This window comes from Pedobacter sp. AK013 (assembly GCF_014205835.1).
Lineage (GTDB): Bacteria > Bacteroidota > Bacteroidia > Sphingobacteriales > Sphingobacteriaceae > Pedobacter.
On the sequence record NZ_JACHCQ010000018.1, the window covers coordinates 35,597 to 49,411 of the forward strand.

At 39.6% G+C, this 13,815-nt stretch carries 10 protein-coding genes; 7 read left to right on the forward strand and 3 right to left on the reverse strand.

What is annotated here, in order from left to right; genetic code table 11:
• The first annotated feature begins 21 nt into the window (after window positions 1-21).
• From HDC90_RS13320 to HDC90_RS13350, 7 genes are all read left to right on the forward strand, one after another.
• Window positions 22-1,755 (forward strand): DUF4983 domain-containing protein, encoded by a 1,734-nt coding sequence (locus HDC90_RS13320; RefSeq protein ID WP_184467114.1) that lies wholly within the window; start codon window positions 22-24, stop codon window positions 1,753-1,755.
• 17 nt (window positions 1,756-1,772) lie between these two features.
• On the forward strand, window positions 1,773-3,731 hold the full coding sequence (locus tag HDC90_RS13325; protein WP_184467116.1) for a M60 family metallopeptidase: 1,959 nt from the start codon (window positions 1,773-1,775) through the stop codon (window positions 3,729-3,731).
• Window positions 3,732-3,742: 11 nt separating this feature from the next.
• Window positions 3,743-5,446: a LamG-like jellyroll fold domain-containing protein gene (locus HDC90_RS13330; RefSeq protein ID WP_184467117.1), complete on the forward strand. Its 1,704-nt coding sequence runs from the start codon at window positions 3,743-3,745 to the stop codon at window positions 5,444-5,446.
• Window positions 5,447-5,685: 239 nt separating this feature from the next.
• Window positions 5,686-8,850, forward strand: coding sequence for a glycoside hydrolase family 2 TIM barrel-domain containing protein (locus HDC90_RS13335; RefSeq protein ID WP_184467119.1), 3,165 nt, complete (start codon window positions 5,686-5,688; stop codon window positions 8,848-8,850).
• A gap of 84 nt (window positions 8,851-8,934) precedes the next feature.
• On the forward strand, window positions 8,935-10,137 hold the full coding sequence (locus tag HDC90_RS13340) for a glycoside hydrolase family 27 protein (RefSeq protein ID WP_221451847.1): 1,203 nt from the start codon (window positions 8,935-8,937) through the stop codon (window positions 10,135-10,137).
• Window positions 10,138-10,165: 28 nt separating this feature from the next.
• Window positions 10,166-11,674 carry a M60 family metallopeptidase gene (locus HDC90_RS13345; RefSeq protein ID WP_184467121.1) on the forward strand — a complete coding sequence of 503 codons (1,509 nt, stop codon included), beginning with the start codon at window positions 10,166-10,168 and terminating at the stop codon, window positions 11,672-11,674.
• Between the two features lie 116 nt (window positions 11,675-11,790).
• A complete protein-coding gene (locus HDC90_RS13350; protein ID WP_184467123.1) occupies window positions 11,791-12,183 on the forward strand; it encodes a hypothetical protein in 393 nt (130 codons plus the stop codon).
• 50 nt (window positions 12,184-12,233) lie between these two features.
• Here the strand turns inward: HDC90_RS13350 and HDC90_RS13355 are convergent, their stop codons facing one another.
• The 3 genes from HDC90_RS13355 to HDC90_RS13365 all read right to left on the reverse strand — a co-directional run bounded on the left by HDC90_RS13355 (window position 12,234) and on the right by HDC90_RS13365 (window position 13,807).
• Window positions 12,234-12,863 carry a nucleoside-diphosphate sugar epimerase gene (locus HDC90_RS13355; protein WP_184467125.1) on the reverse strand — a complete coding sequence of 210 codons (630 nt, stop codon included), beginning with the start codon at window positions 12,861-12,863 and terminating at the stop codon, window positions 12,234-12,236.
• The gene (locus HDC90_RS13360; protein WP_184467127.1) at window positions 12,857-13,102 is read right to left on the reverse strand and encodes an SDR family oxidoreductase; all 246 of its coding nucleotides are present in this window, start codon (window positions 13,100-13,102) and stop codon (window positions 12,857-12,859) included. The genes HDC90_RS13355 and HDC90_RS13360 overlap by 7 nt, the downstream gene beginning before the upstream one ends.
• 78 nt (window positions 13,103-13,180) lie before the next feature.
• A complete protein-coding gene (locus HDC90_RS13365; protein WP_184467129.1) occupies window positions 13,181-13,807 on the reverse strand; it encodes a M23 family metallopeptidase in 627 nt (208 codons plus the stop codon).
• Window positions 13,808-13,815 lie beyond the last annotated feature (8 nt).

Sequence of the window (13,815 nt, forward strand, 5' to 3'; positions counted from 1 at the left end):
ATAGTTTCAAATATAAAAGAGATGAAAAAAGGATTTACATTAACAGCAACCTTTAAATACTTTGGCCTTTGCCTGGTATTTGGACTATTCCTTATGGCCACAGGGTGTAATAAGGATTTTGAAAATACATTGCCACAAAATTTCAGAAACGATACGTTAGGTTTAGGGGCCGGTAAAAAGGTACTTTATATTGTTTTGGATGGTGTAACTGGTGCCGCGATAAAAGCGCTAGCACCTACTAACCTGGCTCAGATTAATGCCAAAGCCACCTATACTTACGAAGGCTTGGCTGATAACAAATATAACGTAATTACCAATGCATCGGCCTGGACAACCATGTTAACCGGTTACGACTATACCAAACACAATGTAACCAGCGAAGATTTTTCTGGTTTAAATCTGCAAACCACGCCTACAATTTTCACGAGGATTAAAAGTTCGCTCAATAATGCAAGAACGGTTTCAATTGCCTCGACTACGGTTTTTAATGATAAACTGGCAGGTGATGCAACAATAAAACAAAATGTAACAGATGATGCTGCCGTAAAAACCGGCGTGGTTACCGAGTTAACCAGTAACAATCCATCAATGGTAGTGGCACAGTTTCACAGTGCTGAAACTGCCGGAGCAGCTAATGGCTATACCGCCGCTACACCTGCTTATGCGGCCGCTATAAAAAACATAGATGGTTACATAGGGGAAATATTAACAGCGCTAAAAGCCAGAAAGGGATATGCCGGAGAGAACTGGTTGGTGGTAATTGCTTCAAATAAAGGTGGCGGTCCATCTGGTGGTACACCGGGGTCAAATATTTTTAATGATGTTTCGCGAAATGCTTATATCGCTTTTTATAATCCCCGCTTTTCGTCGGTATTGATTTCACAGCCAGATCCCAACAGCTATCCATTTGTAGGTACGGGCCCTCGTTTTATCGCAACAACCAATTCTAATGTTACCGCTATTCAGAACAATACCGCGATTGGTAATTTTGGTACCACAGGTGATTTTACCTTTATGTTCAAATTTAGGGATGATTATGGGCAGGCAAATTATTACCCTATGTTTTTGGCCAAAAGAAATGCTTTTAACTCGGTTTCGTCAACAGGATGGGGCTTTCTGTTCGGTGCAAACTCCGCGCAGTTAGATTGGGGCGGTACTCCACGCCCTGGTTTTGGTATTGATATCCGTGATGGACGCTGGCACACTGTAGCCTTTACCATTGGTGTATTAAACGGTGTAAGAACACTCACTTTATATGTTGATGGGCTAACCAGGTACTCAGGATCTATAAACGGAAGAAATATAGATAACAACACTCCACTCCGGTTAGGTGGTGATATAGGAACTGATGGCAATACACAAAGCAATCTCTTAATCAGAGATGTAGCCTTATTTAACGTAGCCATGTCTGCAACCGATGTTGCTGCTATTATGAGAACGCAAATTAAATCGAGTACGCCGTTTTATAACAATTTGCTTGGTTTTTGGCCAGGAAATGAAACAAGTGGCACCGCAATGTTAGATCAATCAGGCAAAGGAAATAATTTTACTTATAGCAGTAATGTAACATTTACTGGTTTTGAAGAGATTTCGCCGAACATCTCGCCCGATATTTCTCCTGCGGCTTACCTTTCTGTACCTAACGGAGTTGATATTCCACTACTCATTTACAATTGGTTAAATATTGCTGTTTCTCCTCAATGGGGCTTAACAGGCAGGTTGTATATCCCAACTGTATCATTACCGACTAATTAACTTTAAATATTGATAAAATGAAATTTAATCAATTAACTAAAATATTTGGCCTGTCTCTTTTAGTAGCATTCACTGCTTGTAAAAAGTATGGCTATGAGGTTCCGGATGGATATCCAGACAATTCGCAGAATGTAGCTGAAGGAACCATTGATACCAACATGAAACTGATCGATAAATCGATGTATGCCAAGGCAAGGGTATTTCCCGGTTTGGTAGATCAATCAGAGCCAAGGGTAAAAGATGCACAGTTTACATTGGATCTGAATTTTACCGATCAGACTGCGCAAAATTTAAGGATTTCTGTTGCTCCATCACCACAATATAGTACCGGTTATTATGCTGCTCCGGGTGAGTTGATCAAACTTGTGGTTCCGGCAGGGGTTGATGGTTTAACCGTACAGATTGGTGCACATACCGATAACCTGGCCGGTAAATTTCCACTGCTGCGCGATCCGGTAATCTATAACAGAAAAAAACTGGTTTCCGGGGTAAACTATATCCGTAATCTCTACGGTGGTCATATTTACATTTTGGCTACTTTCGCTTATGCCAACCCGGTTACTTTTACCATTACAGGCGCTGTGGTATCGCCCGATTTTATTTTGGGACAAACCAGCGATGTCGATTGGGTAGCTAAAGTTAAAGCTTCACAAGTGCCATGGTTAGAGTTAAGGGCTAAAAGTGTTATTTTCACCATTCCCAGGGATAAGGTAATCGCTACTTTTAATTCAAGCGAGCCTTTTACCAATCCTACAGCGGTATTTACTAGGTGGAACGATGTTTTCGATCTCGACTATAACGCATGGATGGGTTTATCAGATAATGCGGCCGATATTAGAGACCGTAGCCCGCAAAGCCAATGGCGGGGAATACTTGATATTCAGCTGAGTTTAGGCTATGGCCACTCGGGTTTTCCTTTCGTAGGTTTAAACGATTCTTACTGGTTTGCCAGTTTTACCAGCTTAAATTCAATCACTACCAGTTCGGGCCAGTGGGGTACCTATCATGAGTTTGGACACAACTGTCAACAGCCAAATGTATGGAGCTGGAGTACTTTGGGCGAAACCACCAACAACCTGTTCAGTTTTAAAGTGGCCAATAGGATTGGGGCCAACTACAATATTCTACATCCTGCAGTATCCAGTGGTTTCCCTAAAGCGATTGCCTATGCTAGTGGAACAGGAACCAAAAATTTTGATACAGATGCAGCTATGAATACGGTAGATGAGGCGCCATTTATGAAAATGACCCCTTTTGTACAAATTTTCGAAAAATATGGCTACGGTGCAATGACCTATTTATATACAGAGGCCCGTCATGCCGACCGTTTAAATACTAACGATGTTACCAAACATAATTTTGTATACGAAAAGCTATCAGATTACACCAAAACCGACTTATCACCATTTTTCGGTGCATGGGGAATTTTAATCAGTGACGCAGTAGTAGCAAAAGTAAATGCCAAATATCCGCTGTTAAAAACAGCTTTATGGACCTATAATCCGCTAAACAAAACAGGTGGTACGGGTACAATTACTTACAATACCACTGTGGTATCGGTAAGTTCGGTTCAATCTGGTGATGGTACAACTGCTGCCCTGGTTGATGGTGTTGTTTCTGCAGCATCTTACTGGCATTCAAACTATGGAACAGCAACCTCTACAAACACATTGGGCTATCCCATCAATATTGTTTTAGGTACTGGATCACCGGTTCCTATAGCAGTTAAAGGTGTAACTTTTGCCCAAAGGCAAAATAATAGCGGTGGTTACGTAAAAGATGTAGAAATATTTACCAGTACCGATAATGTGAATTATGTGAGTGTGGGCACCACAACTTTACCACAAAATACTTCAGTTTATAATTTTAACTTCCCTGGAGGTAACGTGAGTGCCAAGTTTGTAAAAGTGGTGATTAAAAGCGGTGTAAGTTCCGTTTATGCCAACTTATCAGAGTGTAACCTTATTAAACCTTAACTCTCACTATTATGAAAACAAACCATAAAATATACAACATACTGCTTTGTGTTTGCGCAATAGGCCTATTAACATATTCCGGATGTAAAAAATATGCTAATCCACCGGCAATTTACGAAGACCTAAAGCCACTCTCTGCCGGGCAGCGTAAAATTTTGGTCATCAGCATCGACGGACTAACAGGTTCAGAACTGCAGACTGTTGCACCAACCAACATTACAACCCTGCAAAAGAACGCTAAATATTCTTATAATACATTAAAAACAGCATCTGATGCAGCAGGGTGGGTATCGATGTTAACCGGTACAAGTTTCGTGAAACACCAGATCAGTACTGATAACTTTGAGCGTGCAGCGGGTTCAGGTGTTGATGAACATGCCCCTATTGTATCTTATCGTAATGTATTTGATTATATAACGCAGTATAAATCGGTAAAAACGGCTTTCGTTACCCCGTGGGCTAATTTGCGGAATTATATGAAAAATGCAGATTTTGCACCTGTTGTAGCCACTGATATAGCCGTTAAAGACAGTACGGTGAGCATTCTAAATAGCCAAACCGGTTTGGGTACCATATTTGTAAACTTCAGAGAAGTTGAAGCCGCTGGCGCTAATGGAGGTTATGTAGCTACTAATGATAACTATAAAAATGCCATAGTAAAAGCCGATGAATATGTGGGTAATATTTTAACCGCTTTAAAAGCAAGAAAAAATTATGCAAACGAAGATTGGCTGGTAATATTAACCAGTAATCATGGTGGTAGCAGTGCAAACCCAACAAATGGTTTTACCTTGGTTTACAATCCTGCTTTTAAACCATTTGAGTTAAAAAAATCAGGTTTTAATCCTGTGCTTTTTAGCACCAATACTTCAAGGGCGGTTACACCAAACGATAATGGCCTCTATGATGTGGGCGATACCAAAAGCATTACCGTTCAAATGGAAACCAAATTCAACAGTACTAATGTATATTACCCAACATTTTTTGGTAAGAGTACAAATTTAAATGGGAGCACCATTACTGGCTGGCAATGGGGACATTATGGCGATCAATTTTCAGTTACTGTTGGAGGGTCAGCAAATGGTGGTAGTGGAAAATTACAGGTAAATACAACAACAGCACCCGGAACTGATTGGCATACTTTAACCATGAGTATCAATACTACAGTGAATGCGCAAGGTGCAGCCAGTGCCAGAACGCTTAAATTGTATGTAGATGGTAATTTGGAAGCAACGAGTGATATCTTAAGTAGAAAAAGCTTAACAACAACCGAAGTGTTAAGGGTAGGGCATAGAACGGGCGACTCTGATACGCCGACACCGTTTTATGGAGCTAACCTTGCATTTTTTAATGTGGCTTTAAGCGACGCCGTTATTAAGGCAAATGTTGGTCTTAAAGACATTACCAAGCACCCTAATTATAATAATTTAGTAGGCTTTTGGCCAATGGATGAGGGAACAGAAGGTACGTTTTTCAATAAGGCTCCTGTTGGTTACAACATGTCGCTTTCTGGTGTTTATAACTGGGCTAATTTGGGTAATGCTTATCCTCCAGGAACAACACCAGAGCCGATAACATCATCATTGTCTATCCCATCAACAGTAAGTGATGTATCTGCTTTAACTTTGTATTGGATGAAGATTAATATCCTGCCTGATTTCGGTTTCGATGGTAAACCTTACCTTAAAAACTTTGAATTAGAATTTTTAAAATAGTAGTTAGTTTAGTTAGTGGAACCCTTGCCGCCGGAGGTGGCAAAGGGTTTTTTCCGTTTTGGCTATTTGTATTTAGAATTTTTGCAAAGGAAATTTGATGGCTCTTAAGCCTATTTTAATCTGATCATTTAACTTCTCGGTAACATATTTAAAACTCAAACGTTTGCGCTAAAACATTTTTACTATTATCACCCAATCATCAGTAATTTGGAGCAACAAACCAAAATCATACACACAGAATGAAGCGAAAATTAACCATTTTATTTACATCATTATTTATTGTCGGGCAAATCAGCGCGCAAGATCTGCCCTCCGAACTGCAAACCCCCGAAGTGGTTTCGGTAAACCGTTTGCCTATGCGGGCATCAGCTTTTGCTTTCGAAAACCAAGATTTAGCAACGAAAAGGGCTAAAGAAAAATCAGAATATTTTTTATCATTAAATGGTAACTGGAAGTTTAACTGGGTAAAAGATCCACGTAAAAGACCAACAGATTTTTATAAAGTAGATTTCGACGATAAAACATGGGATAATTTTAAAGTGCCCGCCAACTGGGAAGTAAATGGTTACGGATTACCAATTTATGTAAACCAACCTTACGAATTTGCCGGTAGGCAGTTAACCGGAGCACGGATGAATCCGCCTTTCGATATTCCGGCAGATAACAATCCGGTAGGTTCTTACCGCAAAAAAATCAATATTCCGGCCAATTGGGGCGATAAACAAGTGTTTATCAGCTTAGGAGCAGTTAAATCGGCTTTTTACATTTGGGTAAATGGTAAAAAAGTGGGGTACAGCGAAGATAGTAAGCTGGCTGCCGAATTTGATATTACCAAATATGTAAAACCGGGCGAAAATACAATTGCCCTACAGGTATACCGTTGGAGCGATGGCAGTTATTTAGAGTGCCAGGATATGTGGCGCATTTCGGGTATAGAACGCGAAGTATATCTTTATGCTACGCCAAAACTTGATATCCGCGATTTTAAAGTGGTGGGTACACTTGATGCGAGTTATACCAAAGGACTTTTAAATGTGGATTTAGCCGTTCAGAATTATAAAATAGATCAACGTACCAACCACAGCCGTCCCGATAGTTTTTATGTAGCGCTTGATCTGGTTGATGCTAAAGGCAATAATGTTTGGAAAGAAGCAACCAAACTGCAAAAAGTACTGGGCAATTATAAAACCGATCTGGCTTTTAAGGCGCAGATTAGTAATGTAAAAAACTGGTCGGCAGAAATTCCTTATTTATATACGCTTTACATCACTTTAAAAGATAAAAACAATAAAATAATCGAGGTAATTCCACAACGTGTGGGTTTCCGTTCGGTAGAAATTAAGGGCAGCGATTTGTTGGTTAACGGTAAACGCGTGTTTTTAAAGGGTGTAAACAGGCACGAACACAATGCTACACAGGGCCATACTTTAACCCATGCCGATATGGAAAAAGATATGGAAATGATGAAAAAACTAAATGTAAATGCAGTGCGTCATTCTCATTATCCGCCCGATCCCTATTGGATGGAACTTTGCGATGAATACGGTTTATATGTAATTGATGAAGCCAATATCGAATCGCATGGCCGTTATTATAGTTTGGAAACTACTTTCGCCAACGATAAACAATGGCGTATTCCTCATCTTGAGCGCATTACACGTATGTATGAGCGTGATAAAAATCATGCTTCGGTAATCACCTGGTCGTTAGGTAACGAAGCCGGCAACGGGGTTAACTTTTATGAAGCTTACGAATGGTTAAAAGCCAAAGATTTCCGTCCGGTACAGTATGAAAGGGCAGAAAATGATTTCAATACGGATATGATTGTGCCGCAATACCCTTCACCAAATTATTTGCCACGTTATTCGAAACAGGAAAAAGAAACCCGTCCGTTTATCATGAGCGAGTATGCGCACATTATGGGTAATAGCTTGGGTAATTTTAAAGAATATTGGGATGCCATTGAGAGCAATCCTAAACTGCAGGGCGGTTTTGTGTGGGAATGGATTAATCAGGCAATTGATACTGTTAAAAACGGTAAACGCATTATGGCTTATGGTGGCGATTTTCCGTTAAGCGGTCCTGTTGACGAAAACTTTAGCGACAACGACTTTTGTGTTAAAGGTGTAGTAACGGCATACCGGGGAATGACACCAATGGCGGTTGAGCTTAAAAAAGTACATCAGTATATTAAAACTACTTTTAATGGTACCAACCAGATTAATGTAAACAATAGCTATTTCTTTAAAGATATTAGTAATGTACAGTTAAACTGGGAGTTGGTTGAGGATGGTCAGGTTGTACAAACGGGAGTGGTAAACGACCTGAACGTAGGGCCGCGCCAAAACCAAACGCTAAACATTCCGTTTAATACGAAATATACTGCAGGTAAAGAATATTTCTTAAACGTTCGCTACCGTTTGAAAAATGCGGAGCCATTTTTAGAAAAGGGTTACGAAATTGCTTACGAGCAGATTGCGCTGGCTGGTGCGCCTAAGGCTAATATTTATACCGCTGGCAAAAAAGTTTTAAAAGTTGAACAAACTGCAGATAAAGCTGTGGTTAAAGGAAGCGATTTTACAATTACTTTCGATTTAACTAAAGGAAGATTAATAAGCTACGTTTCTAAAGGACAAGAATTATTAACATCAGGTCCACAGCCCGGTTTTTACCGTGCACCGACCGACAACGATATCGGCGCAGGCTTAAATACAAAACTACGCATGTGGCGAAATGTATATCAGGATAATGATGCAGCTAATATCAAATCTACTGTAAATTCAACCGCTGATAGCTTTACGCTCACGGTTAAATCATCGTTATTAAAAAGTGATGCAGAAACTACTCAGCAATTTACTGTGCTGGCCGATGGTACCGTTAAGGTTGATAATCAATTTAAGGCAATAACTGGTAATTATAAAAGCCTGATGCGCATCGGTAACGATTTGCAGTTAAAAAATGATTACAGCAATATCCAATGGTATGGACGTGGTCCGGGCGAAAACTATGTAGACAGGAAAACAGCTTCATTAATTGGTACGTATAAATCAACGGTTGCAGATCAGTATTTCCCTTATGCGCGCCCACAAGAAAGTGGTAATAAAACTGATGTGCGTTGGGTAGCTTTCAGCAATAAAGCTGGCAGGGGGGTACGTTTCGAATTTGCCGATCAGCTATTGAGTTTTAATGCATTGCCTTATGCAGTTGAGGACTTAGATCCGGAAGCAGAGAAAAAACAATACCACTCTGGCGAACTGGTAAAACGAAACCAGGTTTATGTGCACATGGATATGCAGCAATTAGGTGTTCAGGGGATAGATAGCTGGGGTTCTATGCCATTAATCCAGTATCAAATTCCTTTCAAAGATTACCAGTATAGCTATTACATCAAACCGATTAAATAATATAGGTGGTTCGTCATTCCCAATCAAGTTAGGAATGACGACCTTTCTCTTAAAGAATTGAAGAACTTTCTAACCAAAACAAAAATGAGACTTGTCAAAATATGCTTTGTGCTGTTATTATTCACTCAGGCGGCATTAGCACAGGAAACCAAATTGGCTGCAACGCCACCAATGGGCTGGATGAGCTGGAACATCATGTCAGAAAACCCGAATGAAAAAGATATTAAAGAAATGGCCGATGCGATGATTAGTAGCGGGATGGTAAAGGCAGGTTATCAGTATATTTTTTTAGATGATTGCTGGCAGGGCGGTCGCGATAATAAAAACAATATGATTGCCGATCCTAAGAAATTCCCTTCGGGTATTAAAGCACTGGCCGATTATCTGCATAGCAAAGGAATGAAACTCGGCATTTATTCGGATGCTGCTCCTTTAACCTGTGGCGGTTATACGGCAAGCTTAAATTTCGAAGATCAGGATGCTAAAACCTTTGCATCGTGGGGAATAGATTACCTGAAATACGATTATTGCAATGCACCAGAGGATGTGGAAACCGCTAAAAAACGATATGGTAAAATGGCACAGGCATTACGCAAATCGGGTAGAGAAATTTTGCTGGGTATTTGCGAATGGGGACCACGCGAGCCTTGGAAATGGGGTGCACAGGTTGGTGGACAAAGCTGGCGTACTACTTACGATATCAGGGATAAATGGTTGGATATAGAAGGTAAAGGAGGTGTTGGCATTTATAATGTGGTTGATAAAATGGCCGGATTGGCCAGCTTTTCAGGCCCTGGTAAATGGAACGATGGCGATATGTTGGTAGCTGGTTTACACGGCGTAAAGGGCCCTTCATCTGGATTTAAAGGCATAGGTTGTACAAAAGCCGAATACCAGAGCCAAGTGAGCTTGTACAGCATGCTCAACTCGCCACTATATGCCAGTTGCGATATCCGTAAAATGGATAATGAAACCAAAACCATTTTTACAAACGAAGAAGTAATCGCATTAAACCAGGATACCTTGGGTAAACAGGCCGAAAGAAAAATTAAAACCGATACCTGGGACGTTTTTGTTCGCCCTTTAGCCAATGGAGATTTCGCCATTGCGATTTTAAATAAATCGGCGTCTGCCCAAAATGCAAAAATAAACTTTGCCGAATTAGGACTTACTGATAAATATGAGATCAGGGATTTATGGCAACATCAAGTAACGGGCAAAAATAATAAGTGGAATGGTGAAGTAACTGCGCACGAAACAAAGCTTTTCCGCCTAAAAAAAGTATAACACCTAAATAACAACAAACTAAACACAAATGAAATCACTATTATCTCTGGCATTAGTAGCAGCTGGCTTAACCACCTTTGCTCAGGATGCAGTAAAAAATCCGGCAACAATTGTCATTACACCACAACATACCCTTTCAAAAAACGATACGGTATTTAGAAAAGCAATTGCCAAATGGAGTGATGAAACTTTAAAAAGCACCGATTATAAAAATATTAAAGCACAACCATCAGCTGATGTTTTTCCAGGTGCAGTTAAAACGGGCTTTCAGTTTATAAATAAAACGGTTAGTATCGAACATAAAAAAATGGCCGATAGTTTAGTGTCAATTGTCTCAACACTAGGGTATTCCGGTTATGATAATGCCACCATGTACAGTACAGGTTTATATGCAAAAGCGGGTGAGTATATAGAAATTGATGTACCCAAAAACACCAATGTAAACGAACTTGAAGTTCAGATTGGTACGCATAGCGATCGCCTAAACTATTGGGTAGCAGGCAAGGAAGATTGGCGTAGGATGCCAATTATAACCAAAAAACAGCAATTGGTAATTGGAAAAAACAGATTGACCTCACCTTTCGGTGGCCTGATTTATATCGATATTAAACCTAAGGCCGAAAGTAGAAAAATTGATTTCAAAATCAGCCATGCGGTAGCAGCTCCGCTTTTTGTATTGGGCAAGAGCACACAAAGCGACTGGGAGAACCAATTAAAAAGCAATAAAGCACCCTGGGGTGAAATGGCGACCGAAAATGTGATTTTAACCTTGCCTGATAGTGTTTTGCAAACCATCAAAAATCCTGAAGAAGTATTAAAACTATGGGATTTGGTTGTGCTTGGAGAGCTGGATCTGGCTAATATGCCAGCACCATTTTACAGGGCACAACGGATGGTACCCGATGAGCATATTGGCGGAGGGTACATGCACAGTGGTTATCCGATCATGATCCACCATTCGCCCTCAAGGCACATGCTTTCTAACGAAATTATGGCTAACCCTGAGTTGTTGATGAAACCGAGTAAAGGTGGCGCAAACTGGGGCTTTTTCCACGAGATAGGCCATAATATGCAAAACCTGAACTGGGTTTTTGGCGGTACTACCGAGGTGAGCAATAACTTCTTTTCGCTATACATGTTCGATAGGCTGATGGGCGGAAGAGATGATTCGCACACAGGCGTATCAAGTGCTAACACGCAAAAAATGATGAAAAAATATTTTGCAGAAGGTCCTAGCTACGAAAAATGGAAAAACGATCCTTTTTTGGGTTTGATCATGTTCCGCCAAATGCAAGAAGGTTTTGGATGGGAAAGTTTCAAGACATTTTTTAAAGAATACCAAAAAATAGGGCCAAGTATTGGCAGGTTAAATGACCAGCAAAAGCGCGATTTATGGGTAAAAACGTATTCTAATGTGGTAAAAAGAAACTTAGCGCCATTTTTTAATACCTGGGGTGTAGGTATAAGTGAAGAAATGCAGAAAGAGCTGAGCGGACTTCGTGCCTGGAAACCTTATAATTTTCCACCGATAAACTAGCTGTAAAGCTTCTAAACCTATGAGGTTTCCTCGACATGTTGCCATAAACTTCATAGGTCTTAAGGGATGTAGCGTTTTTATTTTAATTCCCGTTTTAGGTTAAAAGTAAAAAAACAATGAAACGGGTGCTATTTATTTTAACCTCATTTGTACTGATAATGAGTTTGATATTGACTTGTAAAGACCGAAATGAGCCCATGCTCAACGCTGATCAGTCAGAACTGGATAGACTTTATAAAGATATTGAAAAAACTGCGCAACAGTTTACCTGTGAAAATGCCGGCGAATGGAAATTTACTGCCATCGGATCTAAGGCTTGCGGAGGCGCCTCGAGTTATATTGCTTATTCTGTAAAAATAGATGAAAGCACTTTTCTGAAAAAGGTAGAACAATTTACCAAACTACAAGCCGATTATAATAAAAAATGGGGTGTATATTCAGATTGTGCATTGGTCATACAGCCAAAGGGAGTAACCTGCGATAATGGGAAACCTAAGTTTACGTATTAAGATTTAATGTATTTCCGTTCTGACACCAATAATATTTATAACCACTTATTTTAATTGTCTCGAAGCGCATTTTCGAAGTATTCGGAAATGCGCGTTTTTAATGTAACAACAGTAGTTCCCTTGTTCTCAGGATCAGTTTTGCCATTCACTACAGTTTGGGCCATATCAATAAAATTCTTGCTGGCATCTGGTGTGAAACCCATTTTCTGCAGGGTTATGTTCCATTCGCTCGATGGAATTTGTTTTGCTTTAACCTCTTTATTTAATACTTTTTCAAAAGCTGCAGCTACATCGTCAGAATTTAGTTTTTCGGGTCCAACAATTTCATAGATTTTAGATTGACTGTCTTTCATTAAAATATCAGCTGCAAATGAAGCTACATCCATCGGCGAGGCCATAGGTAAAGTTAAGTCGGTAGGGTAAAAAGTGGGTAGTATTCCGTTCTTTTTAACTTCGGGAAGCTGAGCTAACCAATTGCTATAATAATATGCAGGACGAATAAAAATCTGAGGAATTATCAGATCTGTAAAAGCATGCTCCAGCATATACGACATTAATAAATTACCGGTCCCTTTACTGTATTGTGCACCAATCGACGATAATCCGACAACTTTTTTAATTGAAGACCGCTTAATGGCTTTATTGTAATTTTCGAGGATAGTTTTTGTTTCACCTAACACATCTTCTGTTTTTCCAGTTTCAGGTGTGTTATAGCAAAAAGGATATCGCCACCTTTAAAAGCTTCGATTAATGAATTTAAATCCATAGCATCGGCAATGGCTACTTCTGCACCTTTTTCTTTAATTACTGAAGCTTTATCGGGATGATGAACAATTGCTTTAACGTTTAATTTTTTAGCCAATAAATGATCTACAATCGCCGAACCAACCTGACCAGAAGCACCTAAGATTACGTACATAACAAAATAATTTAGTTACGAGCGTTTCTTAATCAACAAGAAAAAAGGGGCTTGGTTTATATTTTTTTGTATTTGTTATTATTTGATATATTCTTTTATAAATGCCTGAGGGTTATAAAAACGCTCGTTCAGTTGTTTGTTATTAAAAGTTAACCAGCTTGCACAGCCATAGTCATCAAATTTTTTTCTGATTTCTAAATGGAGATGATGATAATCACCTCCATATTTTTTACTTTCCTGCGGCGTAAACAATCTTGCCAGTTTCGTGTTCTGATCAACATTTTGGCCGTTGCTTACATAAACTTCTTTAAGGTGTTTGTAAGTGGTGAACATGGTTAATCCGCCCGGTAGCTTATGTTTTACCACAACTGTACGTTGATTTTCGCCCAAATGAACAGAGCAGATTATTCCATTGGCCATGGCGTAAACATTAACCAGTTTTGCTTTAGGCTGTGCAGGATTAATATCTATAGCGGTATGGATATGCCCCTTAACATAACTATCTCTATGATCGCCAAAAATGCTGATGATTTTGATATTGCTTATTTTTTTACGGTTAGCCACATCGAATGGGAGAAACCATTGATCGGCTGTTTTAGCAGGAGCAGCATCAGTATAATAAGGTTTCCAGCGATCGCGATCTTTTTCAATGGTAGGCGTTTCTAATAATAGTGTCGATAAAAAGATAAATAATAATGCCCTCATCTATGTAA

Bases quoted from the DNA above. Each gene is read 5' to 3' on its own strand.
- HDC90_RS13325 (WP_184467116.1), top strand. From the start codon at position 1,773: ATGAAATTTAATCAATTAACTAAAATATTTGGCCTGTCTCTTTTAGTA.
- HDC90_RS13340 (WP_221451847.1), top strand. From the start codon at position 8,935: ATGAGACTTGTCAAAATATGCTTTGTGCTGTTATTATTCACTCAGGCG.
- HDC90_RS13360 (WP_184467127.1), bottom strand. From the start codon at position 13,102: ATGTACGTAATCTTAGGTGCTTCTGGTCAGGTTGGTTCGGCGATTGTA.
- HDC90_RS13335 (WP_184467119.1), top strand. From the start codon at position 5,686: ATGAAGCGAAAATTAACCATTTTATTTACATCATTATTTATTGTCGGG.
- HDC90_RS13365 (WP_184467129.1), bottom strand. From the start codon at position 13,807: ATGAGGGCATTATTATTTATCTTTTTATCGACACTATTATTAGAAACG.
- HDC90_RS13330 (WP_184467117.1), top strand. From the start codon at position 3,743: ATGAAAACAAACCATAAAATATACAACATACTGCTTTGTGTTTGCGCA.
- HDC90_RS13345 (WP_184467121.1), top strand. From the start codon at position 10,166: ATGAAATCACTATTATCTCTGGCATTAGTAGCAGCTGGCTTAACCACC.
- HDC90_RS13320 (WP_184467114.1), top strand. From the start codon at position 22: ATGAAAAAAGGATTTACATTAACAGCAACCTTTAAATACTTTGGCCTT.
- HDC90_RS13350 (WP_184467123.1), top strand. From the start codon at position 11,791: ATGAAACGGGTGCTATTTATTTTAACCTCATTTGTACTGATAATGAGT.